The 23,823-nt window shown below is 56.2% G+C and carries 20 protein-coding genes and 1 pseudogene; 10 read left to right on the top strand and 11 right to left on the bottom strand.

Annotated features, from left to right (window positions below; all coding sequences use genetic code 11):
- Positions 1–68: 68 nt before the first annotated feature.
- Both salA and ACX3YD_RS31015 read right to left on the bottom strand, forming a co-directional pair.
- Positions 69–1,352 carry a salicylate 1-monooxygenase gene (gene salA / locus ACX3YD_RS31010; protein ID WP_458961933.1) on the bottom strand — a complete coding sequence of 428 codons (1,284 nt, stop codon included), beginning with the start codon at positions 1,350–1,352 and terminating at the stop codon, positions 69–71.
- Positions 1,353–1,527: 175 nt separating this feature from the next.
- Positions 1,528–2,868, bottom strand: a complete 1,341-nt coding sequence (locus tag ACX3YD_RS31015; RefSeq protein WP_458962106.1) for an MFS transporter — start codon at positions 2,866–2,868, stop codon at positions 1,528–1,530.
- Positions 2,869–3,202: 334 nt separating this feature from the next.
- Here ACX3YD_RS31015 and ACX3YD_RS31020 point away from each other — a divergent pair, with 334 nt between their 5' ends.
- From ACX3YD_RS31020 to ACX3YD_RS31035, 4 genes are all read left to right on the top strand, one after another.
- On the top strand, positions 3,203–4,105 hold the full coding sequence (locus ACX3YD_RS31020; protein WP_056856509.1) for a LysR family transcriptional regulator: 903 nt from the start codon (positions 3,203–3,205) through the stop codon (positions 4,103–4,105).
- A gap of 130 nt (positions 4,106–4,235) precedes the next feature.
- On the top strand, positions 4,236–6,131 hold the full coding sequence (locus ACX3YD_RS31025) for an oxidoreductase (protein WP_458961934.1): 1,896 nt from the start codon (positions 4,236–4,238) through the stop codon (positions 6,129–6,131).
- Positions 6,128–6,670, top strand: coding sequence for a VOC family protein (locus tag ACX3YD_RS31030; RefSeq protein WP_458961935.1), 543 nt, complete (start codon positions 6,128–6,130; stop codon positions 6,668–6,670). Before ACX3YD_RS31025 ends, ACX3YD_RS31030 begins: the two co-directional genes overlap by 4 nt.
- A 177-nt stretch (positions 6,671–6,847) precedes the next feature.
- On the top strand, positions 6,848–7,774 hold the full coding sequence (locus ACX3YD_RS31035; RefSeq protein ID WP_458961936.1) for a helix-turn-helix domain-containing protein: 927 nt from the start codon (positions 6,848–6,850) through the stop codon (positions 7,772–7,774).
- Positions 7,775–7,831: 57 nt separating this feature from the next.
- Here ACX3YD_RS31035 and ACX3YD_RS31040 read toward each other — a convergent pair whose 3' ends face one another.
- Positions 7,832–8,770, bottom strand: coding sequence for a LysR family transcriptional regulator (locus tag ACX3YD_RS31040; protein ID WP_458961937.1), 939 nt, complete (start codon positions 8,768–8,770; stop codon positions 7,832–7,834).
- A 119-nt stretch (positions 8,771–8,889) separates the two neighbouring features.
- Between ACX3YD_RS31040 and ACX3YD_RS31045 the strand changes: the two genes are divergently transcribed.
- Complete coding sequence (locus ACX3YD_RS31045) at positions 8,890–9,117, top strand: DUF2790 domain-containing protein (protein ID WP_047528965.1); 228 nt, start codon at positions 8,890–8,892, stop codon at positions 9,115–9,117.
- Between the two features lie 21 nt (positions 9,118–9,138).
- Here ACX3YD_RS31045 and ACX3YD_RS31050 read toward each other — a convergent pair.
- Positions 9,139–9,381, bottom strand: a pseudogene (locus ACX3YD_RS31050) (methyl-accepting chemotaxis protein); the annotation flags it as partial.
- Between the two features lie 238 nt (positions 9,382–9,619).
- Here ACX3YD_RS31050 and ACX3YD_RS31055 point away from each other — a divergent pair.
- The 5 genes from ACX3YD_RS31055 to ACX3YD_RS31075 all read left to right on the top strand — a co-directional run bounded on the left by ACX3YD_RS31055 (position 9,620) and on the right by ACX3YD_RS31075 (position 14,911).
- The gene (locus tag ACX3YD_RS31055; protein WP_458961938.1) at positions 9,620–10,543 is read left to right on the top strand and encodes a LysR family transcriptional regulator; all 924 of its coding nucleotides are present in this window, start codon (positions 9,620–9,622) and stop codon (positions 10,541–10,543) included.
- Between the two features lie 335 nt (positions 10,544–10,878).
- The gene (locus ACX3YD_RS31060) at positions 10,879–12,168 is read left to right on the top strand and encodes an MFS transporter (protein ID WP_458961939.1); all 1,290 of its coding nucleotides are present in this window, start codon (positions 10,879–10,881) and stop codon (positions 12,166–12,168) included.
- Between the two features lie 4 nt (positions 12,169–12,172).
- Positions 12,173–13,357 carry a M20 aminoacylase family protein gene (locus ACX3YD_RS31065; protein ID WP_458961940.1) on the top strand — a complete coding sequence of 395 codons (1,185 nt, stop codon included), beginning with the start codon at positions 12,173–12,175 and terminating at the stop codon, positions 13,355–13,357.
- The gene (locus tag ACX3YD_RS31070) at positions 13,357–13,539 is read left to right on the top strand and encodes a hypothetical protein (RefSeq protein ID WP_458961941.1); all 183 of its coding nucleotides are present in this window, start codon (positions 13,357–13,359) and stop codon (positions 13,537–13,539) included. The genes ACX3YD_RS31065 and ACX3YD_RS31070 overlap by 1 nt, the downstream gene beginning before the upstream one ends.
- 31 nt (positions 13,540–13,570) lie before the next feature.
- A complete protein-coding gene (locus ACX3YD_RS31075; RefSeq protein ID WP_458961942.1) occupies positions 13,571–14,911 on the top strand; it encodes an OprD family outer membrane porin in 1,341 nt (446 codons plus the stop codon).
- A gap of 84 nt (positions 14,912–14,995) precedes the next feature.
- Here the strand turns inward: ACX3YD_RS31075 and ACX3YD_RS31080 are convergent, their stop codons facing one another.
- The 7 genes from ACX3YD_RS31080 to ACX3YD_RS31110 all read right to left on the bottom strand — a co-directional run bounded on the left by ACX3YD_RS31080 (position 14,996) and on the right by ACX3YD_RS31110 (position 23,787).
- Positions 14,996–15,454 (bottom strand): cupin domain-containing protein, encoded by a 459-nt coding sequence (locus ACX3YD_RS31080; RefSeq protein WP_458961943.1) that lies wholly within the window; start codon positions 15,452–15,454, stop codon positions 14,996–14,998.
- Positions 15,455–15,668: 214 nt separating this feature from the next.
- Positions 15,669–18,701, bottom strand: a complete 3,033-nt coding sequence (gene ydiJ / locus ACX3YD_RS31085) for a D-2-hydroxyglutarate dehydrogenase YdiJ (RefSeq protein ID WP_458961944.1) — start codon at positions 18,699–18,701, stop codon at positions 15,669–15,671.
- A 107-nt stretch (positions 18,702–18,808) separates the two neighbouring features.
- Positions 18,809–19,525: an ABC transporter ATP-binding protein gene (locus ACX3YD_RS31090; RefSeq protein ID WP_458961945.1), complete on the bottom strand. Its 717-nt coding sequence runs from the start codon at positions 19,523–19,525 to the stop codon at positions 18,809–18,811.
- 2 nt (positions 19,526–19,527) lie between these two features.
- Positions 19,528–20,301: an ABC transporter ATP-binding protein gene (locus ACX3YD_RS31095; RefSeq protein WP_458961946.1), complete on the bottom strand. Its 774-nt coding sequence runs from the start codon at positions 20,299–20,301 to the stop codon at positions 19,528–19,530.
- Positions 20,298–21,542, bottom strand: coding sequence for an ABC transporter permease subunit (locus tag ACX3YD_RS31100; RefSeq protein WP_458961947.1), 1,245 nt, complete (start codon positions 21,540–21,542; stop codon positions 20,298–20,300). The genes ACX3YD_RS31095 and ACX3YD_RS31100 overlap by 4 nt, the downstream gene beginning before the upstream one ends.
- A gap of 11 nt (positions 21,543–21,553) precedes the next feature.
- Positions 21,554–22,492 (bottom strand): branched-chain amino acid ABC transporter permease, encoded by a 939-nt coding sequence (locus ACX3YD_RS31105; protein WP_275970500.1) that lies wholly within the window; start codon positions 22,490–22,492, stop codon positions 21,554–21,556.
- Between the two features lie 146 nt (positions 22,493–22,638).
- Positions 22,639–23,787, bottom strand: coding sequence for a branched-chain amino acid ABC transporter substrate-binding protein (locus tag ACX3YD_RS31110; RefSeq protein ID WP_275970501.1), 1,149 nt, complete (start codon positions 23,785–23,787; stop codon positions 22,639–22,641).
- Positions 23,788–23,823: the final 36 nt, after the last annotated feature.

Here is a 23,823-nt window from a genome sequence, read left to right on the forward strand (position 1 = left end):
GATCTTATTGGTATTGACCCACGAAGAGAGCCGCTGGGTGCTCCCTCCGCGCGTGTCGGTTCAAATCATTAGGCGACTGCTCGCCAGCCCAACTGGGCACGGGCCTCTTGAAGGTCGGACTGCATGTCGTGATTCCACAGCCAGTCAAAACGCTCGGCGAGGGTTTTGCTCAGAAGTTGTTCGTCATCGGCCACAGCTGGATCACGCATTTCATAAAGCTCCCCGGCTTCCCAGGAGGTGCGCTGCACACGGCAGGCACGGGGACGACGGATGGCGTCATAGGCTGCGAGCACCGATTGTGGCTGGCTGTCCAGGACCTGTGGATCGGCCAGCAATCGCGCCAGAAGCCAGGCGTCTTCCAGGCCTTGACCGGCGCCAGCGCCCTGGTGCGGCAACATGGCATGGGCAGCATCGCCGATCAGCCCCACGCGGCCGTGCACGTAGCCCGGCAACTCATCGAGCTCATGTAGCGCCCACAGGGTGGGTGCCGGAATGCATTCGAGCAGTACCCGTGCCGCGTCTCCCCAATGGTTGAAGGCAGAGAGCATTTCTTCCTGGCTGGCATTGCGCACCCACGGAGCATCGCTTGGCCAGGTTGGATCTGGACGGCTGCGATCGGAAATGAAGGCCACTACGTTGATAAGCCGGCCTTGTTTGACGGGGAACGTGAGGATATGGGCATCAAGCCCCAGGTACATCTGCGGGACGTCGATCAAGTGTTCATCGACACCCCGGGCCCGGTAGGCCTCGCGCAGCTGTTGACTGTCGATCATTCCGCGATAGGCGCAGGTACCACTGAAACGAGGCGCCACAAGGGGTTGGCCAAGACCGTTGAGAACATGATCGCGAATCGATGATTTGATTCCGTCTGCGGCAATCAACAAATCACAGCGATGCTCAGTGCCATCGGTGAACACAACGCGAGCCTGCTCGGCATCTTGCTCCACGCTGACAGCGCGCTTGCCGAATTGGGCGATGCCATAGGGCAACTGGCTGGCCAGGGCGTCGAGGAAGTCAGCACGGTGTACTGAAGACTGCCCTACCCCTTCGGCCAGGCTTGCGCCCAGATAACGGGCATCTTCACCACGACGCCATTCGAACCAGATGTCCTGCCAGGGGTCTTGGGTTTGGTCGGCGATCTTGCGGTAGGGTTCGGCAATACCCAGGCCCGCGATGGCACGAACGGCATTGGCGCCGAAGGAGACACCCGCACCGACCTCGCCAAAGGCAGGCGCCGATTCGAACAACTGCACGCTCAGGTGCGAGTGACGGCACAGGTCCAGGGCCAGTGCCACGCCGGCAATACCGCCGCCAACAATACCGATCTGCAGTTTGGATTGAGAAGTACGCATAGCAAGTTACCCATGAGGCTGATTGTTATTGGAGTAGCCAAATCATCGCCATCCGAGCGCTATTGATAAATACCGCAACTGCCATACACCCCATCACGGGGGTGAATATTGCTCTTGCGCTAGAACAGACATTGCCCAGGCGAGCTCTCCTTGAGCCCGCCTGTTTCGGCCATCGTTACTGCGACACGGTTTGCCTGGATAAAGCGGCCTGGCGGCTTGAGGCGTTCTGAATGAGAAAGACCAGAATGGCGATGGCCCCTATCAGTCCGGGTACGGCGAAGATGAGAAAGCTCGCCTGCAGCGGCAGTGATGAAGCGTGCAGCGCACCGCCCAGTAAAGGACCGATGATGGCGCCTGTGCGACCTACACCCATTGCCCAGCCAAGCCCGGTAGACCTTATGTGCGCGGGGTAATACTGCACAGTGCAAGCGTTGGCCAGGATCTGCGTACCAATGGTGCATGCCCCGGCGATGGCGATAAGCAGATAAAGAACGGGTAACGGCGCCTTGAGCGCCAACAGGCTCAGGGCTAACGCTCCGCAACTGAAAAACGCGAACAAGACCTTGGCGATCCCAATACGGTCCCCCAGCCACCCACCAGCCACCGCGCCAATTATCGCGCCGACGTTTAACGCCAGCAGAAACGCCAGGCTGGAGTTCAATCCGTAGCCTGCGGCCGTCATGAGTTTCGGCAGCCAGGAACTCAGCGCGTAAACCATCAGCAAACAACAGAAAAACGCCAACCACAGCATAAAAGTGTTCACCTTGCGCCCGCCTTGGAACAACTGCGCAATCGACACTTTCGTGCCTTTGGCGACCATCTGGTTCAGTTGGTCATTTGGAGTGGGTACGTAAGACGGCTCGGCTTGTGCCAATAGATTTTGAGCCTTCACGGACTGCCCAGTGCGCAGCAGAAAATCCATCGACTCGGGCAATTGGCGTATTAAAAAAGGCACGGCCAACAGAGGGATCAGCGCTACATAGAACACGGCTTGCCATCCCCATTGCGGGATGAGCACCATGCCCAGGCCCGCCGATAGCATTCCGCCCAACGAGTAGCCGCTGAACATAATCGCCACCAGAGTGCTACGGGATTTCTTTGGCGCGTACTCGTTCATCAACGCCACAACGTTGGGCATCACCCCACCGATCCCAAGACCGGCGATAAACCGGCACAACGCAAACGCCTCGGGGCTCTGCGCCAAGCCGTTGATCGCTGTGACGCCACTGAAGATAGCGACACACATCATGATGGTTTTACGTCGACCTATACGATCGGACAATGAACCGAAAAACAACGCCCCCAGCATCATGCCCACCAGCGCGCAACTGCCCAGCGCACCAGCCTGCAACGAACTGAGGCCCCACTCGGACATCAATGAGGGCAGCACGACCCCATAGATGACCAGATCGTATCCGTCGAAAATGATGATCAACGCGCACCAGAACAGTACGCGCGCATGGAAGGCATTGAACCGTGCCCCGTCAATCAGGGCTGACACATCTATCGTACGCATGGCTTCGCTCTTCTTGTCATTGTTATAGAGCCGGAGGATCTGGCGCCTCCGGAAAATTGCGAGCTGCCCAATGGACGCGGAGCGTTCAGAACCGGGCATGGATTCGATCATGGGCAAACCAACAACCGGGATAAATGCAGCCAGGCGAATACTCATTATTTCGAACGTGAATAAAGCTCGAGACTAAGCAAAAGGCCCGAATATCTCTCAATGGACGCGATGGTAGGCGCTTGTTAGGCTTGGGACCCTTGCAGCGGCGAATTTAGAGCGGTTCAGACCCAATAACGGGCAGAGATCTATCGCCCTCATGAGCACGCAATCTGCACGAGGCGTTATGGAATTACGTGAGCTTGACCTCAATCTTCTTCTGGTATTCAACCAACTGCTGGTTGACCGGCGGGTATCGACCGCGGCGGATAATCTCGATCTGACCCAGCCCGCTGTCAGCAACGCGTTGAAACGCTTGCGTGTCACCTTGAACGACGAGCTTTTCGTGCGCACTTATCAGGGAATGGAGCCCACGCCTTATGCCCGGCAGTTGGCCGAACCCGTCGCACTGGCGATTCAGACCTTACGCGATGCACTGAGCCGACAGGACACGTTCGACCCGCTCAACAGCAATCGCAGATTTACCATGGCAATGACCGATATTGGTGAAATCTACTTCATGCCACGGCTGATGGACGCGCTGGCTGAACGCGCGCCGGGCTGTTCGATCAGCACGCTGCGCAACACATCCGATACCCTGGCCGAAGGGTTGCAAAACGGTGCGATCGACCTCGCCGTTGGATTACTGCCACACCTGCAAGCCGGTTTTTTTCAGCAGCGCCTGTTTCACCATCGCTATGTCTGCATGTGCCGTAAGGATCACCCCGCTACTCGGGAACCGTTAACGCTTGAGCGCTTTTGCAGTTATGAGCACGTTCGCGTGGTAGCGGCGAACACAGGACACGGCGAAGTCGATACGTTTTTGGCGCGGGCCGGTATCGAGCGCAACATTCGCCTGGAAGTCCCCCATTTCGTTGCGGTTGGCCACATCCTTCAACGCACCAACTTAGTGGCAACAGTGCCTGAACGATTCGCCAGCAGTTGCGAACAACCCTTTGGCCTCGCGGTTCTACCGACGCCTGTGGAATTGCCGAACATCGAAATCAACCTGTTCTGGCACGCACGCTATAACAAAGACCCCGCCAATCGTTGGCTTCGCCAGCTGATGTTCGAGTTGTTTTCGGACTAAGTCACCTGAACAAGTACCGCTACGACGCCAAGGCAGGATTCTTCAACGCCTTGACATGAATGTTCAATACTCATGCCGGCGCTCATTCCATGCTTGAACCTCAAACAAAAAAAATAATGAGGAGATGGCAATGGCACACCCAGACATCCGAAACCTTGTGATTTCAGACGGCCCTGCCGCGGCGCTTTACCAACCCGGGCGTATTGGCACCTTGCAGTTGCGCAATCGCTTCGTGCAAGCACCGATCTTCACTCAGTTCGCCAGCACCTTCGGTGAGGTTGACGATAAGCTCATTGAATACCATAGAGCCCGCGCCCGAGGAGGCGTTGGTCTGATCATCACCGAGAATACCTCTATCGATTGGGAGGTCGGGCGCACCGCGGGTCACCCGATGCGAATCGACCATGACAGGTTCATTGGCGCACTCAGCAACCTGGTCGACGCGGTCCACGGTGAAGGCGCGAAGATTGCTGTGCAACTGCACCATACCGGGCGCCAGAACTCCCAAAGCAACACAGAGCGTAACGAGCCACCACTGGCACCGACAGCCGGTATCACCAGCGCATTCGGTACCCCACCGCGTGCAATTGAAGAACATGAAATACCAGGACTGATCGATAAGTATGTCCAGGGTGCCCGACGTGCGGTGGCCGCTGGCTTTGATGCCGTTGAGCTGCACGGTGCACATGGCTATCTGCTCGGCCAGTTTCTCTCTCCTTTCACAAACAAACGCACTGACCGCTGGGGCGGCTCCCTGGAAAACCGAGCCCGTTTCGCCCTCGAAGTCGTGCGTGGGATCCGCGAACAGGTCGGTGCGGATTATCCGATCCTGTATCGGCTCAGCGTGATGGAGCCTTACGAGGGTGGTCTCTCGCTGGAAGATGGCCTGGCCTTTTGCGAAATGCTCGAGCCTTACGTTGACGCCCTGGATGTCAGTGCCGGGAACTACGACACCGCAATGACGTTGCTGCCTATGGTACCGCCAGGATCATTAGTCAATTACGCCAAGCTGGTGAAACAGCGTGTGTCGATCCCGGTGATCGGTGTCGGTCGGCTCACCTGGCTGTTCGACGAGATGGCACAAGCGGTGTCTGACGGCGAACTCGACTTTGTGGCCTTGGGTCGATCGGGTCTGGCGGACCCCGAAACAGTCAACAAGACACGGCGCGGGCAACCGCAAAGTGTCCGCCGCTGCCTGGCGGTCAATGAATGCATCTCGCGGTGGATGTTCAACGGCAAAGGCACCCAGTGCGTGATCAATCCGACCCTGGGACAGGAGCGTCGCGCAAGTGATGCTCGCCGCCCTGCTTCCAGACAGGAGCGAGTATTGATTGTCGGTGGCGGACCGGCCGGTTGTGAGGCCGCGATACTGGCTGCCGAGCGTGGACATAGTGTGAGGTTGGTCGAGAGAGCGGATCGCATCGGCGGCCAGCTCCATGCGTGGGCAGCCGCGAGCCCGTTTCGCATGGAGGTCAAGAACATGATTGCGTTTTACGAGAGCGAACTCGAACGCGTAGGCGTCGACGTTCATCTCAATACCGATGCAGCTGACTTGGACCTGAGCCCATGGGACACCGTACTGCTTGCGACCGGTACCGTTGCGCAGGATCGCGGCCCGGATGTGGCCGATATGCTGGCAAGCGCCAATTTGCCTATGACGGACGAGGTCACCGTATTTGGTGAAACCGAGGCGGCAATGTTCGCCGCCCTGTGGCTGGCGGAGCAAGGCAAAAAGGTCAGCCTTGTTTCACCCGCGGATAGCGTGGGTATCGACACCAATGATATGCAGCGCGAACATCTCGCCGGCCTTCTCAAGCATCTGGACGTATCGATCAACACGGCAGCAAAGGTGCCTGATGATGGTTATGTAGTAATGGCGACCGCCCGTGCGCCTTCAACGGTTCTGGAGGAGTCGGTCGATGACATTCGCGTCCACAGCATCGGTACAAGGTCCCGTGGTGGGCGGATGTATGAGGCGACCCAGTCCGGTTTCTGGGCGGCGGCGAAAATAGGAGAGTTGTCATGAATGTTCGTGCAATTGAACACGTAGGCATTACCGTTCCCGATATGGAAGCGGCAACCCGATTCTTCGTCGAGGCCTTTGGTGCCGAGAAGCTTTACGACATGCTCGACGCTCCCCTGGGAGGGCCTGAGGTAGAAGCGGGACTCGGCATTCCGCCCGGTGCAGTGATTGCCTCAATCCGGATGCTGCGTCTGGGCAACGGCCCCAACCTGGAGCTGTTTTCCTACACTGGCGTCCAGCAGTTGCAGCCGATTGTTCCGAGCGACTTTGGTATTCAGCACATCTGCATCTACGTTGACGATATCGATGCCGCTGCCAATCGCCTCGAGAAGGCCGGCGGCGTTCTGCTCAGCCGACCCGGCGACCTCCCGGGTGGTGACGCCGGACCAGGTAATCGCTACGTGTACACTCGCACCCCTTGGGGAAGCACGATTGAATTGGTGACTTACCCCTCATCGCAAGCCTATGAGCGTCACACTCACCTGCGCCGCTGGCGACCGGACTTGACCGAGCCGGGTGACCACAAAATCCAGGCGCAGTAAGAAAAGGCTTGCCAGACGAGCGGTGGAAATTCCCCCGATCGATGGCAGGCCTGTTTTGCGTACAAATTTGAAGGATGTGTTAATTTTTAAATCTGTGTTCTCGATGCATTCAACGCTCAAAAGCCGCTAAGTACTGATAAAAACTCCACAGCCAATACAAATAAAAAGGGAGTTGTGATGAGTGCCATCCTGCTAACGCCAGAAAAAATGCTGGACGTTATCCCTGGTGAAGTAACGATCAAGGGAACCGTTGAGAGCGCGTCTGATAACGGCGTGTCGATCCGGGGTTACCGCTTTGACAAAACCGAAGTCAGTATTCCCTGCATGCGCGATTACGAGTTGGTGAGATGGAAATCAGGCACGTCAAATCTGGGCTTCCACGATGGCAAGCAATGGCAAAAATGGTCCGTTGGCGATAACGACGTCACCATTTTGACCCGAGGCGAATCATCCAGGTGGTACTGGATGAACGATATCGAAGTCAGTCATATCTACATTTCGCAAGCCATGATGGCCAAAGTCGCCAATGAAGTCTTTCAACAGGATGTTGACGGCGTTTTTGTCGACCACTGCCCGCTCGTCAACGACGCGAAGCTCTCCAGACTCATGGCGACCTATGAAATGGAGTGCCTGAGTGGCGAACCGGGGAGCAGCATCTTCGCCCAGACGCTGGAAATACAGATGTGCATCCATCTGCTGCGTCAGTACGTGCGATGTGACCTCAGAGACAGCGATCAAGCGTCACGCCTGACAAACCTCAAACGCGACCAGCTTCAGCAATACATCGATTCACATCTGTCCTGCCCCATTTCTGTCAAGGAAATGGCCGCCATCGTCGACCTGAGCCCGTCGTACTTTGTACGAGTTTTTGGGGCTGTATACGGGGTCTCTCCCCATCAGTACGTTCAGTCGCGCCGTTTGAAAAAGGCCGAGCGCATCCTGTCGACGGTGCGCGATATTCCGTTGAAGGCGGTGGCCATGGATTGTGGATTCTCGGACCAAAGCCATATGACCCGACTGTTTCAGGAAAAACTGTTCATGACGCCCAAACAGTATCGCGAGAAAAACGCCTCCAGGCTTTTTTGCTCATCGGCCTTGCAGTAACGAAACAGCGCGTCGGTCAATCACCCAGACATCATCCGGGAATGTTGGCCTTTTCATTTAGCCTGCTGCCCAATACCGAACATCATTGGCTGTGATCTCATGCCCGGAAAAAAGCCCGGGCAACTCGGCCTTGAGAAAGTCCACCCAGGTCCTGACCTTGGCATCCAGAAAACGCTTGGAAGGATAGAGTGCATAGACGTTGCGCTCCCTGAGCCGGTGGTCGCCCAGCAGGCGCAGCAAGGTGCCCTCGCGCAGGGACCGGGTGGCGGTGTAGAACGGCAACAGGCTGATGCCCATCCCGGCCTCCGACGCATTGACCATCGCCTCGGGAACGTTGCTCTGGAAGGTCTTGCCGGGCACCACGCAATGCTCACCCTGCTCGTCACGGAACACCCACTCATCGCCGTACAACGGGTCGATCATGCGCAGGCAGCAATGTTCATTCAGTTGTTCGGGGCGGGTGGGCAGGCCCCGACGCGCGATGTACGCAGGCGATGCGCAAGGCATGCTGAAGATGCACCCTACCGTTTGGGCAACGAATTGTGAATCCGCCAATTCATGGGCAATGGAGATGACTACGTCGTGGCCGTCTTCAAGGGGGTCGGGGTTGCGTTGCGACAAGGTCAACTCGACCACCACGTCCGGATAGAGCTCGCAGTAGCGGGCAATTAGCGGCGTCATCAGCACACCCAGCCCGGTCAAACAGTGCAGACGCAACCGGCCATTGGGCTCCAGGTGAGCGCCACGGGCTTCTGCGGTGGCCTCGGCCATGTCATCCAGTATTTGCCGCGCCCGCAACAGGAAGCGTTCGCCGGCTTCGGTCAGGCTCAATCGGCGGGTGGTGCGCTGCAACAGACGCGCCTGCACGTGCTGCTCAAGATCCGCCACCAGCCGAGACACTTGCGCCGTGGAAAAGTCCAGCGCCTGTGCGGCGGTGGTAAAGCTGCCTGCATCGGCTACACGTACAAATACGCGCAGGCTGTTAAGCAAGTCCATGGACCCTCCGGCGACAACGACTGTTGCATCTGATGTAACGCTGCATCAAGTACGGCCCTCTTTATCCCTATCTGTAGAAGAATAGAATTGACTCATCGAAACACCACGGAGAAGAAACCATGAAGACTTTGTTAAGCGTCCTGTTGGCCCTGACCACGACCGCCGTCATGGCCGGTGAAGGCAACCCGGCCACAACACCTCCATCCCTGGATATCGCAAAGGTCATCTCGGTCACCGATACCTCGACTGCCTGCGACGTCGTACCGGCGACCATGGTCTACATCGACCATCAGGGTGAAACCCACCAGTTGACCTACAACGTGATGGGCAGTTGCTCGGGCGTGTGAGAGGCCGCAAAGGCACCTCGTTCACGCCGCTATCCGGGTGGCCTGAAGGGCCAACTCGTGCAAACCGGCCAACCGCTGCATGACGCGCTCGACCACTTCCAGCCTGGCAACCGCACCACTGCGTAACTCCCCCATCGACTGCAACGCGACCTCGGCCTTGTCCAGGCCCAGACGCGTCGAATCGCTAAGCTGTTCAAGGCCCTGACGGGCTTCCTGTGCCGACTTTTCCAGGCCTGTGGCAATCTGCCGGATCTGCGCACTGTTGAGACCGTAAGCGCAGCAATATCCGCTTTGCGCATATCGCTATCCGATTTGTGCAAAGGGTGATATCGCCAGAGAAGCGATTCCTGTTTTTTGGCTCATGGGTCTTGCAGTAACGAGCGTCCGCCAGCGAATCTGGTTCTGGGGTTCTTCAGATGGCCACCGCATTGTTGCGGCAGTGATAGGCATGACACTATGCAAGCGATTGAATCTTCATCGCACCGCAAGGACCTGTCAGTACGTGAAACTCCATCAAATCAGGGCACTGGTCGCCATCCACCAAACTGGGAGCATCAGCGAGGCCTCGCAGATCCTGCACGTCACTCAACCCGCCATCAGCCGATCGATCAAGGATCTGGAGAGCGAGCTGGGCCTGGCTCTACTGCAGCGCTCCCACAGGGGGATGTCGCTCACTGACGAAGGCCGTCGCATCATTCGCCATGCACAGTTGACCGTCGAGAGCATGCGACGGCTGCAACTGGAGGCTGAAAACATCAAGGATATGCAGGTCGGTGAAGTTACCATCGGCGTCACGTCCCTGACTTCAGTGCTCAAAGGACTGGGGGAATGCATCGCCGGGTTCCAGGCCAAGAATCCGCGTGTACGCATCCGCCTGGTGAATCTGCGCCCCAACCAGATGCTGCAGCGACTTAGGGACGGCACCCTGGATTTCGCCATTACTTCGCAGCAGCATACACAGAGGCTAAACCTGGATTGGGAAGCGCTGAGCCGCATGCGGGGTCTGGTGGTCTGTCGAAAAAACAATCCGCTTCGCCACTCTCATTCGCTGCGCCAGTTGCAGTTTGCAAACTGGATCAGCCTCGATGCCATCGACGATCACTCGTCGCAGTTCTATCAAATGTTTGAAGACAACGAGATACCACCGCCGCAGCGGATAACCGAGTGTTCATCAGTCTTGTTGGCCCTTGATCTGTTACATCACGCCGATGCGTTCATGACGCTCAGTGAAGCCGGAATGGAAAACAGTTTACCCAAAGGACTCAATGAAGACCTGATGCAGGTCATGATCGAAGAAAGCATCCCTGAGTACCCCATCTATCTGGTTTGCATTGATCGCCACGCGCTGACCACAACGGCACGAGACCTTTACTACGCGATCAGAAGCGTGCTCTCGAAGATCCAGCCTATGGATGCGTCACGCTAGAGCGCAGCGGCAAGCGAGAAACTTAAGAAAAACGCAACGATATGCCCAATGGTTAAGTCAGTCCCTGTTCCTTGGGACCGACCACCCTATCTTTAAGAGCATCGAGCCAAACCCTGTTTTTGCCGCCTGAGTTGCTTGCCAGGACGGCTGTGTCGCGGTCGTCCAACAGTGCGTGCGATCGATTATCGGGCGAAACCGCACCGATCTGGCGCCGAGTTTCACTGGGGCGGCTGGAGGTCATAACCAACGGTTAATCATCGAAGAAAAGCGCAAGTGCGCAGTGACAGTGTTTGCCGGATATTCGGCCCACAACAAAACTGTCACAGGAAATATCGATGACTACTCTGCAAGCGCCCCCTCTCCCCCGCGCCACCGCGTCATCCGTAATCGGGTCCAGGAAAGCCACCGTCGCCTGCGCTCTAGGCAATGCCCTGGAAATGTATGACTTCACGATCTACAGCTTCTTCGCCGTGGTGATTGCAAAGAACTTTTTCCCCGCACAGTCGGCAATGGCATCGCTGCTGATGTCGCTTGCCACATTTGGCGTCGGGTTCCTTATGCGGCCGGTGGGTGCACTTGTGATTGGTCGCTTTGCCGACCGCCGTGGCCGCAAGGCCGCTTTGAGCCTCACGATCAGTTTGATGACTTTCGGCACAGCGATGATTGCCTTCGCGCCCTCCTATCAGCAAATCGGCCTGTTCGGCACCTTGATGCTCGTGGCTGGCCGGCTCCTACAGGGCTTCTCGGCAGGTGGGGAAATAGGGACTGCATCGGTGTATCTGATGGAGTCCAGCGCTACGGCAAATCGCTGTCGCAATGTGAGTTGGCAGGCTGCCAGCCAAGGCTACGCCGCCTTGGTTGGCGCCGGTCTGGGTTTACTGCTCAACAGCACGTTGAGTGCAGATGACCTTGAAAGCTGGGGTTGGCGTATCCCTTTTATGCTGGGGCTGCTCATCGGACCGATTGGCTGGTACATCCGTCGCTGCCTGCCAGAAACCCACGAAGCTGAACCGACCAAACGCGATGGTCGACTACGCGATCACATTGACGTGCGTCACACCCTATTGGCAATCGGCCTTATGGCCAGCGCCACCATCGCCATATACCTGTTCATTTTCTATTTGCCCGCCTACCTGACTGTCACCCTGGGTTACCCGCAACGCAGCGCCTTGGCTATCGCCTGTGTGGCAAGTGCCTGTCTGGCTGTCATCACGCCTCTGGCAGGACGCTTTGCCGATCGCCATGGCCTGCGCAAGAAACTGCTGGCCTGGACAATCACCCTGCCGGTGCTACTGGCGTGGCCAGCTTTCTACTTGCTCAGTTTGAGCACCAATTTGTTCGTAGCGATGCTGGTCATCGCGATTCTGGTACTGCCTGGCTGTATCGGTTCGGGAGCCTTCTTCGCTCTGATCATGGAAGCCTTTCCGAAAAATCGCCGCGCCCTGGGTACCGCCGTCAGCTACAGCTTCGGCGTCACCCTGTTCGGCGGTTTCTCCCCGTTAATCGCCACATGGCTGACGGCGGTCCTGGATAACCCCCAGGCGCCAGCACTGTACCTGCTCGCCGGCGGCGCAATCAGTCTGGCGTGCCTGGCTGTATTCCCCGAAAACCCTGGTCGGGAGTGACCTGATGAATGCATTGAACCAAACTCAAACCCGGACGCTTGCCGAACCGGACCTGGACACGTTTATCCAACTGCGCCGGGAAATCCACCAGAACCCTGAACTGGGTGCTCACACCCCGCTGACCGCCGAGTTGGTGGCCAGCAAGCTCGAGGACTGGGGCTACGAAGTTCATCGAGGTATCGGTGGACATGGCGTGGTCGGCGTACTGCGTCGAGGCTGCGGCACTCGCCGACTGGGCCTGCGTGCCGACATGGATGCCCTGCCGATGCAGGAGAAAAACCGCTTCGCACATGCCAGCCGGATCGAGGGACGCATGCATGGCTGCGGCCATGACGGCCACACCGCCATCCTGCTGGCTGCAGCGTGGCGAATCGCTCAGTCACCTGGTTTCAATGGCACGCTCAATCTGATTTTCCAGCCGGACGAAGAAGGCCTGGGCGGCGCCAAGGCCATGATGGATGACGGTCTTTTCAAACGTTTTCCTTGCGATGCGATCTTTGCCTTGCACAATTTGCCGGGCATACCGGTGGGTACCGCTGTGGTCCAGGCAGGCCCCACCATGGCCTCCTCGGAACGCGTGAAAGTGTTGATCAAAGGTCGCGGCGGCCATGGTGCGATGCCCGAGCGCGCGGTAGATCCCGTGCCAGTGCTGGCCAGCCTGATCAACGCGATTCAGACAGTGAAATCGCGCAATCTCTGCGTTGATGAACACGCCGTGATCAGCATTGGCATGGTCGAGGCCGGCAGCGTCTACAACATCATTCCCGACACGGCATCGATGCTGATCAGCGTGCGTACCGATACAGCGCAGACCGAAGGCAAAATCAATCAGCGCCTGGCAGAGATCGCTCTAGGTCATGAGCAGATGTTCGGCGTTGAAATCGAATTGGAAATCACGCAACTGGCACCGGCGCTCGTCAACACAGCGGCGCAAACGCAGGTGCTGCGCCAAAGCTTGGAGCCGCTATTCAATCCCGGCCAGTTATTGCCGCACACAGCGAAGATCATGGCGACAGAAGACTTCGCGTGGATGCTGACTGAGGTCCCCGGTTGCTACTTCTTCCTGGGGAACGGTGAAGGCGAGTTTCATGGCTGCTCAGTGCATAACCCCCACTACGACTTCAATGACGAGCTGATTCGCATCGGCTCCGACTGCTGGCTGAAACTGGTGGGGGATTATCTCAACTGATGGCGCAGGCTTTAGCGGCGTCTTCATCGCTGTTTGATGACTTCGACGTGCTCGAGCCACTGAACCAACAACCCCAATACCTGTACGACCACCAGCAAGCCGCTTGCGGCCTGCTGGACAAGTCGGGCCACGCCCTGCCCGCGCAATATCTTCATAACGATTACTCGGCGACTTTCTTCTGATCTGCCCTAAAAACAACAACAGGCAAAGTCTATGTATCGCAAAAGTAATTTGGCGCTTTTCACCGCTGGTTCGCTGGCGGCCGCGGTTTCTACTTCTCAGGTCCAGGCCCAGGAACAAGGGTTTCTGGAGGACAGTTCACTGACACTTAATACCCGACACTGGTATTCACACGAAGTCGGCCACAAGGCCACATATTTCAAACTGCAGACACCAGACGGTGTACGCAAGCTGCGTGACCGTACTGCCTGGTTGCAAGGCGTCAGGCTCGACTTCGTCTCCGGTTTTACTGAAGGGCCGGTGAGGTTTGGGCTGGATCTTTCGACCTTCTCGGCAGTGGCGCTGGAGCGCAGCCGAACAGCGGCGGCAGGCGGCAGTAATCGAATGTTGGTGGACAAGGACGGCGATGTGGTCGATGACTGGAGCAAACTCGGTATTGCAGCGCTGAAGTTCAAGTTCGCCGACACGCTGCTCAAGGTGGGCAGGCAGCAAGTCAGGACACCGATGATGTCCTATACCGACACCCGTACGTTGCCTTCAACGTTCAATGGCGTGTCTCTGGAAAGTCATGATGTCGAAGGGTTTACGATCAAGTCGGGCTACTTCGACAAGGGCTCGCCGCGTACCGGGGCCGGAAGCCAGGATTTGACTCCTACTTACGGTTCGCCCCTGGTCACCAGTGACTTTAACGCTTACGCCGGTGCCGACTACGTGTCGAACGCTGGCTGGCGCAGCAGCGCCTATGTCTCTCGATTCGACGATATCTGGGATCGTGAGTATCTGGGGTTGGGCATGAAAACCCACTGGGGACCGTTTAACGTCGATGTTCAATTGGATGCCTATAACACCCAGTCCAGTGGTCGCGAAATCGGTGGCAATATCGACCAGCAGGCCTACGGCCTCAGTATCACGCCCCAGTGGCGTAACCACTCGCTGAAGATCGGCCTGCAGCAAATCAAGGGCGACGAATATTTCGATTATCCCTTCGAATCCAATGCCATCAGCCTGCCCAATACCATGATGTCGTTCTTCAACGGCCCCAATGAGCGCTCGATCGGGGTGTTCTACAACAACGATTGGGTCGCTTATGGTTTACCTGGTCTCAAGACTACGCTCTGGTACATCAAGGGCATGGGCATCGACGGCAGTCATTACGACGGTGGGCCGAACGGCATCTACAACTCGGTACTCAAGCAACGGGGTGAAAGCCACTATGAAGTGGGCGCCAATGCCAGCTACACAGTGCAATCGGGCACCTTCAAGAACATCAGCCTGATCACAAGTTATTCCACCCATCGAGCCAGTGAATATCAACTGGAAGGTAATCTCGATGAGCTCAGGCTTATCGTCAACGTACCGATCAAGGTGTTCTAAGCCAACCCGTAGCATGTTGCCCGATGAATGGGTGAAACGACCGCAAGGCCCACAATCAGCCTTGCGGTCCATCCACCTGGCGGTTTATTCGACGTGTTCGAACTCAGCCTTTTCGCCTTTGTCGGGAATAGAGAGAGGGGTACCCTCGACACCCGAGTAGGTCACTATCACGACAGCCGCCTGATCGCCGGTTACGCCGCGATGGCTGGCCCCCACCGACTCAGCGAATGCTTGCCCGGCGGTCACCTTATGATGCGCCCCCGACGCCCTGTCCTCGATCGTCAATTCCCCTGACACCACGTAGGCTGCGTTAGGAACGGGATGGTGATGCCAAGGCAATGCCGTGTGGGGAGGAATGGTAATTTCCAGTATCGAGAGTTGCGGCTGCCCCTTGGGGTAAGGCTGATAAGGCGTCCCGTCCCACGAAACGCTCTCCTTCAATGCAACTTTCGCCTTGATTTCAGGCTTGTCAGCGGCCTGTGTGACACTGGCGAGTGTGGTCGCAACGAAGAGCAGGCTGGCGCAAATATTGAGTATCTTCATGACTTCCTCATAACTGTTATTGTTCTTGAGAGGGCAGTTTCAGAGGGTTTACCGAGCTGTGTATTGAATAATTCTGCGCGTCTTTTGAATGTATCGTTTTAGAGAACTCACGAGCCGCCGTGTTTAGCGAACCTTCACGGATCAGATCTTGTAACGTGTTTTAATGAGTCGAAGCAGCTCTTCTCAATGGGCAAAAGTAGGCTAAGTCGTTTGCCTAGATATTCCGATACACCTCTAACAGCACCTCCAGCGGGTGCCTCAGGGTTCTGCTGGAAAGGCGCTTTACTTGGCTGCGACACGAGTAGCCAGTTGCAAGCGGTTCGCCTGGCATGTGCTCAGCCACCTTTGGCTTCCATGACTGATCAAAAATCAGCCGTGATGTCTCCTGGTTCCGTGTTTCATGACCATAGGTACCGGACATGCCACAGCAACCTGCCGCATCAATCCTCAGGTCTAATTTAAACCGCCGAAATACTTCAACCCACTGTCTGCTGCTCGCCGGCACATTGGTCTTCTCCGTACAGTGGGCCAGCAAACGAAATGCCCTCGGCAACTTGTGATTGGGCACTTCACCCACATAGTTGAGCAGCCATTCCTGAGGTAACTCAACCGAGGGAACCTGCGCCAAGCCCGGCACTTTGGAGTACTCCTGGCGATACACCAACGTCATCGCAGGATCCAGGCCGACCAGGCGCACCCCGGAGTCTTGCAGAGCTTTAAGCTGTGCAGCATTGCGCACGGCCGCTTTGTTGAATGCCGCCAGAAAACCCTGCACGTGAAGCGGCTTGCCATTGGGGCTGTACGGCGCGACGAAGACTCGAAAACCTAGGCGCGATGCCAGTTCGATAAACTGAGCAAGCAAGGTAGTTTCAAAATAGCGGGTGAACGCGTCTTGCACGATAACGACACTTTTATCTGCCTGAGCGCGACCCAATGTTGCCAATCGCTCAGGCGTTGCAGGCTCCACATTCCAGCGATCCAGAACAGCCTGAAAGTTGAAGCGGCTGAGTAGAGGGCTGTCGACCATGCCCGCTTTTTCGGCCAGCCAGCGCTTCACCAATGGCGCCGCCATCAGCTTGTTGTAAAGGCCGGGAACCTTCGCAAAATAAGGAATGCTGAACTCCAGCGATCCGATCAGATAGTCACGCAGAGGCCGAAGATACCGACCATGGTAAAGCTCCAGGAACCGCGAGCGGAATTCAGGAACATTAACCTTGATAGGACACTGGCCCGCACATGATTTACAGGCAAGGCAGCCGGCCATGGCTTCATACACTTCATGGGAGAAGTCAGAACTGCCTTGACGTTGTGCCCGGCTGTTGCGCCAACGCTGCGGTAGACCTTTTAGAAAGTGTGGACGGCGTAGTGATGTCGAGAGGACGTCCACGCCTGCATTCCCTTGCAGACGCAGCCATTCACGTATCAGCGACGCCCGCCCCTTCGGCGAGTGTTGTCGCTGCCGCGTGGCCTTCCACGACGGGCACATTGCATCGTTCGGGTCGTAGTTGTAGCAAGCGCCGTTCCCGTTGCAATGCACAGCAGACTCGTAACTGTTCCAGACACGCTCATCGATCTGGCGATCAAGATCGCCACGCATGACAGCTTCATCGATCTTGATCAATGACTCCGTGCTATTCAACGGCGTGGCAATTTTTCCAGGATTGAGTTGATTGTAAGGGTCAAAAGCAGACTTTACCGCTTGCAAGGATGGGTACAGCTCACCAAAAAATGCCGGGGCATACTCAGAGCGGATGCCTTTTCCGTGCTCCCCCCAAAGCAATCCGCCATAGCGTTGCGTCAGTGCTGCCACGCCATCGGAAATCGGACGTACCAATGCGGCCTGCCGCGGGTCCTTCATATCAAGTGCAGGACGCACATGCAGCACCCCGGCGTCGACGTGCCCAAACATTCCATACTGCAAGCCAAAACTGTCCAGCAAAGCACGAAACTCGGCAATGTAATCCGCAAGGTTTTCAGGAGGGACCGCCGTATCCTCGACAAAAGGCTGAGGTCGAATCTCGCCTTGTACGTTGCCGAGCAAACCGACCGAGCGTTTACGCATCGCATAGACTTGCTTTACGGCCTCTTCACCTTCAGCCAACGTATGGCCGAGACGCTCTACCGTTTGATCCGTATGCAAATGTTCAATGAACGCTGCTACCCGACTTTCGACTTCTGATATGTCGTCACCACTGAACTCGACCAGGTTAATGCCCAATGTCGGGCGATCAGGATTCCCCGGGAAATACTCTGCAACGCTGTGCCAGACAATGTCCTTCATTGCCAGCATCAGCACTTTCGAATCGACCGTCTCAATCGACAACGGTTTATGCTCGATCAACGAGCGAGCATCCCGCAAAGCATCCATGAAGCTTGCGTAGCGCACATTCACCAACACCGAGTATTCGGGAATGGGCAACACGTTCAATAACGCCTCCACCACAAAGCCCAATGATCCTTCGGCACCACACAGCACACTATTGAGGTTGAAACGCCCGTCTTCGCCACGGATATGCGCAAGGTCATATCCGGTGAGGCAGCGATTGAGTTTCGGAAACCGGGCCTCAATCAGATCGGACTTGTCGGCGTGTATCCCTCGCACGACGCGGTGAACCTCTCCAATCCGATCATCGCGAGCACATTCCCGATTCAGCTCATTTTCATCTAAAGCCCGGGAGTGAAGGCATTCACCGCCTAGCAGAATACTGTGCAGTTCAAGCACGTGATCCCGGGTCTTGCCGTAGGTACAGCTGCCTTGTCCACTCGCATCGGTGTTGACCATTCCGCCGATAGTCGCCCGATTGGAGGTGGACAGCTCAGGAGCAAAAAACAGTCCATGAGGTTTGAGCGCAGCATTGAGCTGGTCTTTGACAACGCCGGCCTGAACCCGTACCCGTCTGCTCAGCGGGTCAATTTCCAGAATTTTGTTCATATGCCGCGAAAGGTCAACCACGATCCCATCGGTCAGTGACTGCCCGTTAGTGCCCGTCCCTCCGCCTCTCGCCGTGAGTTTTAATTCGCGATAAACAGGTGCAGCCAGAAGCCGTGCCATACACGCCACGTCGTCTTGATCCAAGGGAAAAATAACGGCTTGAGGCAAGCGCTGATAAATTGAATTATCTGTCGCCAGGACTGTGCGACTGGCGTAATCGATTCCCACTTCACCCTTGAATCCCTTCGTTTTCAAGGCCGCAAGAAAATCACTGTAGTCAGGCGTTGTCAGGCTCGGCGGCAGCTGGGCAATCATTCAAGAAGACTCACGAAGAAGGGAGCGACAACGCCAACCACGCCAGTACAAGAGGAAATTCGCACTGGGGTGGGTGACATCCGATGGTTTTTAGAAACGTGTTCCGGTTATTCGCCGAGGTAGGCTTTCTGAACTTGTTCGTTGTGCAGCAATTCGTCCGCCTGCCCTTCCAATACAATGCGACCACCGTCAATCACGTAGGCGCGCTGACATGTCTGGAGGGCAAGTTTTGCGTTCTGCTCAACCAGCAACAGCGTTACTCCCCCCTTCACGCATTCACGAATGGTCTCGAAGATTTTTTGCACGATGATCGGTGCAAGTCCCATGGAGGGTTCGTCGAGCAGGAGCAATTTGGGTTTACCCATCAGCGCCCGAGAAATTGCCAGCATCTGTTGCTCGCCGCCCGACATAGTGCCGGCAAGTTGGAAGGCACGCTCCTTGAGTCGGGGGAAAATGCAGAACATGCGGTCGATATCGGCTTCGATGGCGGTCTTGCCATCGGTGCGCGAAAAGGCGCCCATTTCCAGATTCTCAACGACCGTCAGCTTGGGGAAAATGCCCCGACCTTCAGGCACCAACGCCAAGCCCTCGCGAATCAAGTCGTAGCTCTTGATCTTTGAATGGACTTTCCCATCAAACGTAATTTGCCCGGATGTCGGCGTCAGCATTCCAGCCAGTGTCTTGAGCGTCGTGGTTTTGCCGGCACCGTTGGCCCCGATCAAGGCGACCATCTCACCCTCGCCCACATGAAAGTCCAGCCCCTTGATGGCCTGAATGGCACCATAGGAAACCTTGAGATCGTCTACCTGAAGAATATTTTTCATGCTCAAGCCACCGTCTCAGTGCCCAAATAAGCCTCGATCACCCGAGGGTCTTTCTGTACCTGCGCTGGCAGGCCATCAGCAATTTTTTTACCAAACTCCAGAACCGTAACGTGATCGCACAAGCCCATGACCAGTTTCACGTCATGCTCGATCAGCAGAACCGTCTTGCCATCGCCTTTCATCTTGCACATCAATTGACGCAAGCCTTCAGTTTCTGAGGCATTCATACCGGCCGCGGGCTCATCCAAGGCAACCAGCAGCGGATCCGTTGCAAGGGCTCGCGCTATCTCCAGCCGACGTTGATCACCGTATGAAAGGTTTTTTGCCAACTCGCCGGCGAACCGGCCAATACCGACGTAATCGAGCCAATAACGCGCCGCCTCATGAATCTCGCGCTCCTCCTGGACACAACTACGGGTTCGCAAAATAGCGCCGAGCACGCCGCTTTTCGTCCGCACATGACGGCCGATCATGACGTTCTCCAACGCTGTCATATTGTGAAACAGGCGAATGTTCTGAAAGGTTCGAGAGATGCCGGCCTCAACCACTTTATGGGGCTTGCTGATCCGCAGCGGCTTGCCGTTGAAATTCACCTTGCCTTCCTCAGCGCGGTACAAGCCGGTCAAGACGTTGAACAACGTCGTTTTACCTGCGCCGTTTGGACCCAGCAAACCACGTATTTCACCGCGTTTGATACTCAGGTCAATGCCATGCAAGGCCTGTAGCCCGCCAAAAAACTTGCTGACTTTATGCAGCTCCAGCAGTACGTCGCTCATACCTTATTCACCTCTTTCAGTCTGAACTCGGCTGTCGCTGGCTCCAGATGTTCCACGGTGCTATCCAGCACAGGTGCGGGGACCAATGGCTCGCTTTCATCTTCATGCAACTCGGCACGACGGCGGCTTGATGGCCAAAGTCCCTCCGGCCGGAAACGCATGACGAGGATCAATGCGAGACCGAAGACCAGCATCCGCAACGTTGAAGCATCGAGGATATTACGCAGCACTTCACGACTGATGAAGGTCACGTTGTCCATCACTAATGGCTGTACCCAGTTCACCAAATCGCGAAACACTTCGGGCATGATCGACAAAATCAACGCGCCAAGCACTACACCGCGGATCGAGCCCATGCCCCCCAGCACCACCATTGCCAGGACCATAATTGATTCCATTAGCGTGAACGATTCCGGGCTCACAAAGCCCTGGTAAGCGGAAAACAATGCACCCGACACACCACCGAACGTTGCCCCCATCGCAAAGGCCAGCAGTTTGAGATTGCGCTTGTTCAAGCCCATTGCCTCGGCGGCAACTTCGTCTTCACGCAACGCCATCCAGGCACGACCGATGCGGGACACTTCCAGACGCTTGGACAAAATGATCGCGAGGATGACGACCGCCAGGAAGAACAGGTAGTAGCTGATGACTGGAGAAACCTGCAAACCGAACAGACTCCACTTTGTCTGCAATGACAGGATGGCGTCCGGTGCATGCCCGCTCGCGTAGCTCCAGGCGCCGGCATCGATGTGCAATGGGGCTATTCCTGAAATGCCCTGAGGACCGTTGGTGATGTTCACTGGCTGGTCTAGGTTGTTCATGAAGATTCGGATGATTTCTCCAAAGCCCAGCGTGACAATCGCAAGGTAGTCACCGCGTAATTTGAGCACCGGTGCACCTATCAAAACGCCGCATATCGCTGCAATGACGGCAGCCAACGGAATGATGATCCACAACGGCCAGTTCAATACCCCCTCTGCCAATCCCGCCATGTTCAAGTGAGGAGACGAGAGCAACGCATACAGGTAGGCACCAATGGCGTAAAAACCGATGTACCCCATGTCCAGCAGACCGGCGTAACCGATAACGATATTCAGCCCCAGTGCCAACAGCACATAGAGCATGGCGAACCCGAGGATTCGCACCCAGGTCGGTCCAAGGAACGGTATCGCGTCGACCACAAACGGCAGCGCAATGAACGCCAGCGCGAGCAGCGCGTATTGAGCATAATTATTCTTCATGACGTAGCCTCCTATGCGCGGTCGGCTTGGCGCTCGCCCATCAGACCGTTAGGTCGGAAAAGCAAGACCATGATGAGCACCATGAACGCAAAGATGTCCTGGTAATTCGCACCCAGAAATCCGCCTGTCAGTTGACCGGTATAACCCGCGGCAAGGGATTCAATCAGTCCCAGCAAGATTCCTCCGGCCATGGCGCCGAAGAGGTTTCCGATCCCCCCCAGTACCGCTGCCGAAAAGGCTTTGAGTCCAAGCAGCAACCCCATGTAGGCATCAGCCTGGCCATAGTTGACTGCGCGCATGACACCGGCCACAGCGCCCAGTGATGCACCGATAACAAAGGTGGCAGAGATAACCCGATTGATGTTGATACCCATCAAACCGGCGACTTCCTGGTTCTGTGCCGTCGCCCGCATGGCTTTGCCAAGACGGGTCTTGTCCACCAGTACCCAGAGGGCAAACATGATGACGACCGAGATGATCATGATGCTCATCTGGACATTGGTAATGGTCGCACCAAACACTTCGATAGGCCGGGTTTCAACGACTTCGGGAAAGGTCTTGTAACCCCGCCCCCAGATCATCATCGCCAGATTCTGTAGAAAAATAGAGATACCAATTGCCAGGATAAGTGGGGTCAAACGAGGGGCTTTGCGCAACGGTCGGTAGGCAAATTTCTCCATACCTTGTGCCATCAGCATGCAGACGACTGCCGCAATCATGATTGCGAACATGAGCGTCAATATACCTGGTGCAAATCCAAACCCGGCCAGCATGGTCAGCACCGAAATCGTCACCATGGCACCGACCATTACAATCTCGCCGTGGGCGAAATTAATCAGACCAATGATGCCGTAAACCATGGTGTAACCCAGCGCCACGAGGGCGTAGATACTGCCGAGCACCAGACCATTAAGGATCTGCTGCAACAAGATATTAAGATTGGCTTCCACTTGGTGAATCCTCAAAGCTGCGTTGTATTCACCGGCGATCACTTGCGAGAGCACGCGATGAAACTCATGGCAGATCAGAAAAAAGTCTTCTTGTTGTTGTCGCGGGCCGTGGTGGCCCGCTTATTGTTCTGGATGGTTCTGAAAAATTACTCGCGCTCAACAGCCAGGGTTTTCCACTTGCCATCTTCAAACTGGAAGATCGTTGCTGCCGCATTTTTGAGGTTGCCCGACTCATCGAACGCGATGGTGCCGGTGACTCCGTCGTAGCTGGAAGTTTTCAGGACTGGCAGATATACCGCGGGATCATCCGATTGCGCCTTGACCATTGCAGTAATCGCAGCCCAGGTAGCGTCGTACGCAGCCGGGGATGACTGAACGACACCGACGCCATATTTATCCTTGAGCTTTTGCTCGAATGCCGCGCCCTTTGGCATGTCCTGCAAAGGAGTACCGTAGTTCCAGGCGTAAGCACCTTCAGCTGCACTGCCGGCCATTTTCTTGAACTCGTCGTTCGGCAAATTACCGATGTTCATGAATTTGGCTTTGATGCCCAGGTTTTTCATCTGCTTGGCCATTGGCGCGGCCTGATAATCCAGGGCAGCAAAGAACACCGCGTCCACTTGTTGCGCTTTTGCGGTGGTCAGAATGGCGTTGAAATCGGTGGCTTTATCGTTGGTGTATTCACGCACCACGACATTGCCGCCAGCAGCCTTAACCGCCTTGTTTACCTCATCGGCCAGCCCTTGGCCGTAAGCGGTGCGGTCATCAAAGATCGCAATGCGCTTGGCACCGAGTTTATTGACCAGGTAGTTACCGGCATAACGACCCAAGGTGGCGTCATCATTGACCACACGGAAAACCGACTTGATGCCTTGCTTGGTCAGCGCAGGATTGGTCGCCGAAGGAGAGATTTGGGGAATGCCGGCGTCGCCGTAGATTTTCGAGGCAGGGATACTGGTTCCAGAGTTGTAGTGACCGATGACTACAGCCACCTTGGCATCGACCAATCGCTGGGCCACCGCAGTACCAGTGCGGGGGTCAGCTACGTCGTCTTCGGAGACAAGCTTGAACTCGGCCACTTTGTCGCCAATTTTCAGTTTTTGCTGATTGGCCTCTTCGATGGCGATGCTTACGCCATGTTCAACATCAAGGCCCTGGTGACCGGAGGGTCCAGTCAGCGGACCGGCAAAACCGATTCGGACCTGCTCGGTGTCCGCAGCAGTGGCGATCCCAACACTTAGCGCTGAGGCCATTGCCGCAGCGAGTGCTGTGAAGATCAGGTTGTGTTTACGCATATACGCCTCCCAGAAATCATCGGACAAACGAATTGA

It is taken from the genome of Pseudomonas fluorescens group sp. PF-1 (assembly GCF_054481335.1).

What these genes read in the sequence shown, in the direction of transcription:
- ACX3YD_RS31045 (WP_047528965.1), top strand. Translation starts at nt 8,890, where the DNA reads ATGAAGACTTTGTTAAGCGTCCTGTTGGCCCTGACCACGACCGCCGTC.
- ydiJ (WP_458961944.1), bottom strand. Translation starts at nt 18,701, where the DNA reads ATGATTGCCCAGCTGCCGCCGAGCCTGACAACGCCTGACTACAGTGAT.
- ACX3YD_RS31075 (WP_458961942.1), top strand. Translation starts at nt 13,571, where the DNA reads ATGTATCGCAAAAGTAATTTGGCGCTTTTCACCGCTGGTTCGCTGGCG.
- ACX3YD_RS31100 (WP_458961947.1), bottom strand. Translation starts at nt 21,542, where the DNA reads ATGAAGAATAATTATGCTCAATACGCGCTGCTCGCGCTGGCGTTCATT.
- ACX3YD_RS31065 (WP_458961940.1), top strand. Translation starts at nt 12,173, where the DNA reads ATGAATGCATTGAACCAAACTCAAACCCGGACGCTTGCCGAACCGGAC.
- ACX3YD_RS31095 (WP_458961946.1), bottom strand. Translation starts at nt 20,301, where the DNA reads ATGAGCGACGTACTGCTGGAGCTGCATAAAGTCAGCAAGTTTTTTGGC.
- ACX3YD_RS31070 (WP_458961941.1), top strand. Translation starts at nt 13,357, where the DNA reads ATGGCGCAGGCTTTAGCGGCGTCTTCATCGCTGTTTGATGACTTCGAC.
- ACX3YD_RS31110 (WP_275970501.1), bottom strand. Translation starts at nt 23,787, where the DNA reads ATGCGTAAACACAACCTGATCTTCACAGCACTCGCTGCGGCAATGGCC.
- ACX3YD_RS31060 (WP_458961939.1), top strand. Translation starts at nt 10,879, where the DNA reads ATGACTACTCTGCAAGCGCCCCCTCTCCCCCGCGCCACCGCGTCATCC.
- ACX3YD_RS31035 (WP_458961936.1), top strand. Translation starts at nt 6,848, where the DNA reads ATGAGTGCCATCCTGCTAACGCCAGAAAAAATGCTGGACGTTATCCCT.
- ACX3YD_RS31090 (WP_458961945.1), bottom strand. Translation starts at nt 19,525, where the DNA reads ATGAAAAATATTCTTCAGGTAGACGATCTCAAGGTTTCCTATGGTGCC.
- ACX3YD_RS31025 (WP_458961934.1), top strand. Translation starts at nt 4,236, where the DNA reads ATGGCACACCCAGACATCCGAAACCTTGTGATTTCAGACGGCCCTGCC.
- salA (WP_458961933.1), bottom strand. Translation starts at nt 1,352, where the DNA reads ATGCGTACTTCTCAATCCAAACTGCAGATCGGTATTGTTGGCGGCGGT.
- ACX3YD_RS31015 (WP_458962106.1), bottom strand. Translation starts at nt 2,868, where the DNA reads ATGCGTACGATAGATGTGTCAGCCCTGATTGACGGGGCACGGTTCAAT.
- ACX3YD_RS31040 (WP_458961937.1), bottom strand. Translation starts at nt 8,770, where the DNA reads ATGGACTTGCTTAACAGCCTGCGCGTATTTGTACGTGTAGCCGATGCA.
- ACX3YD_RS31030 (WP_458961935.1), top strand. Translation starts at nt 6,128, where the DNA reads ATGAATGTTCGTGCAATTGAACACGTAGGCATTACCGTTCCCGATATG.
- ACX3YD_RS31020 (WP_056856509.1), top strand. Translation starts at nt 3,203, where the DNA reads ATGGAATTACGTGAGCTTGACCTCAATCTTCTTCTGGTATTCAACCAA.
- ACX3YD_RS31080 (WP_458961943.1), bottom strand. Translation starts at nt 15,454, where the DNA reads ATGAAGATACTCAATATTTGCGCCAGCCTGCTCTTCGTTGCGACCACA.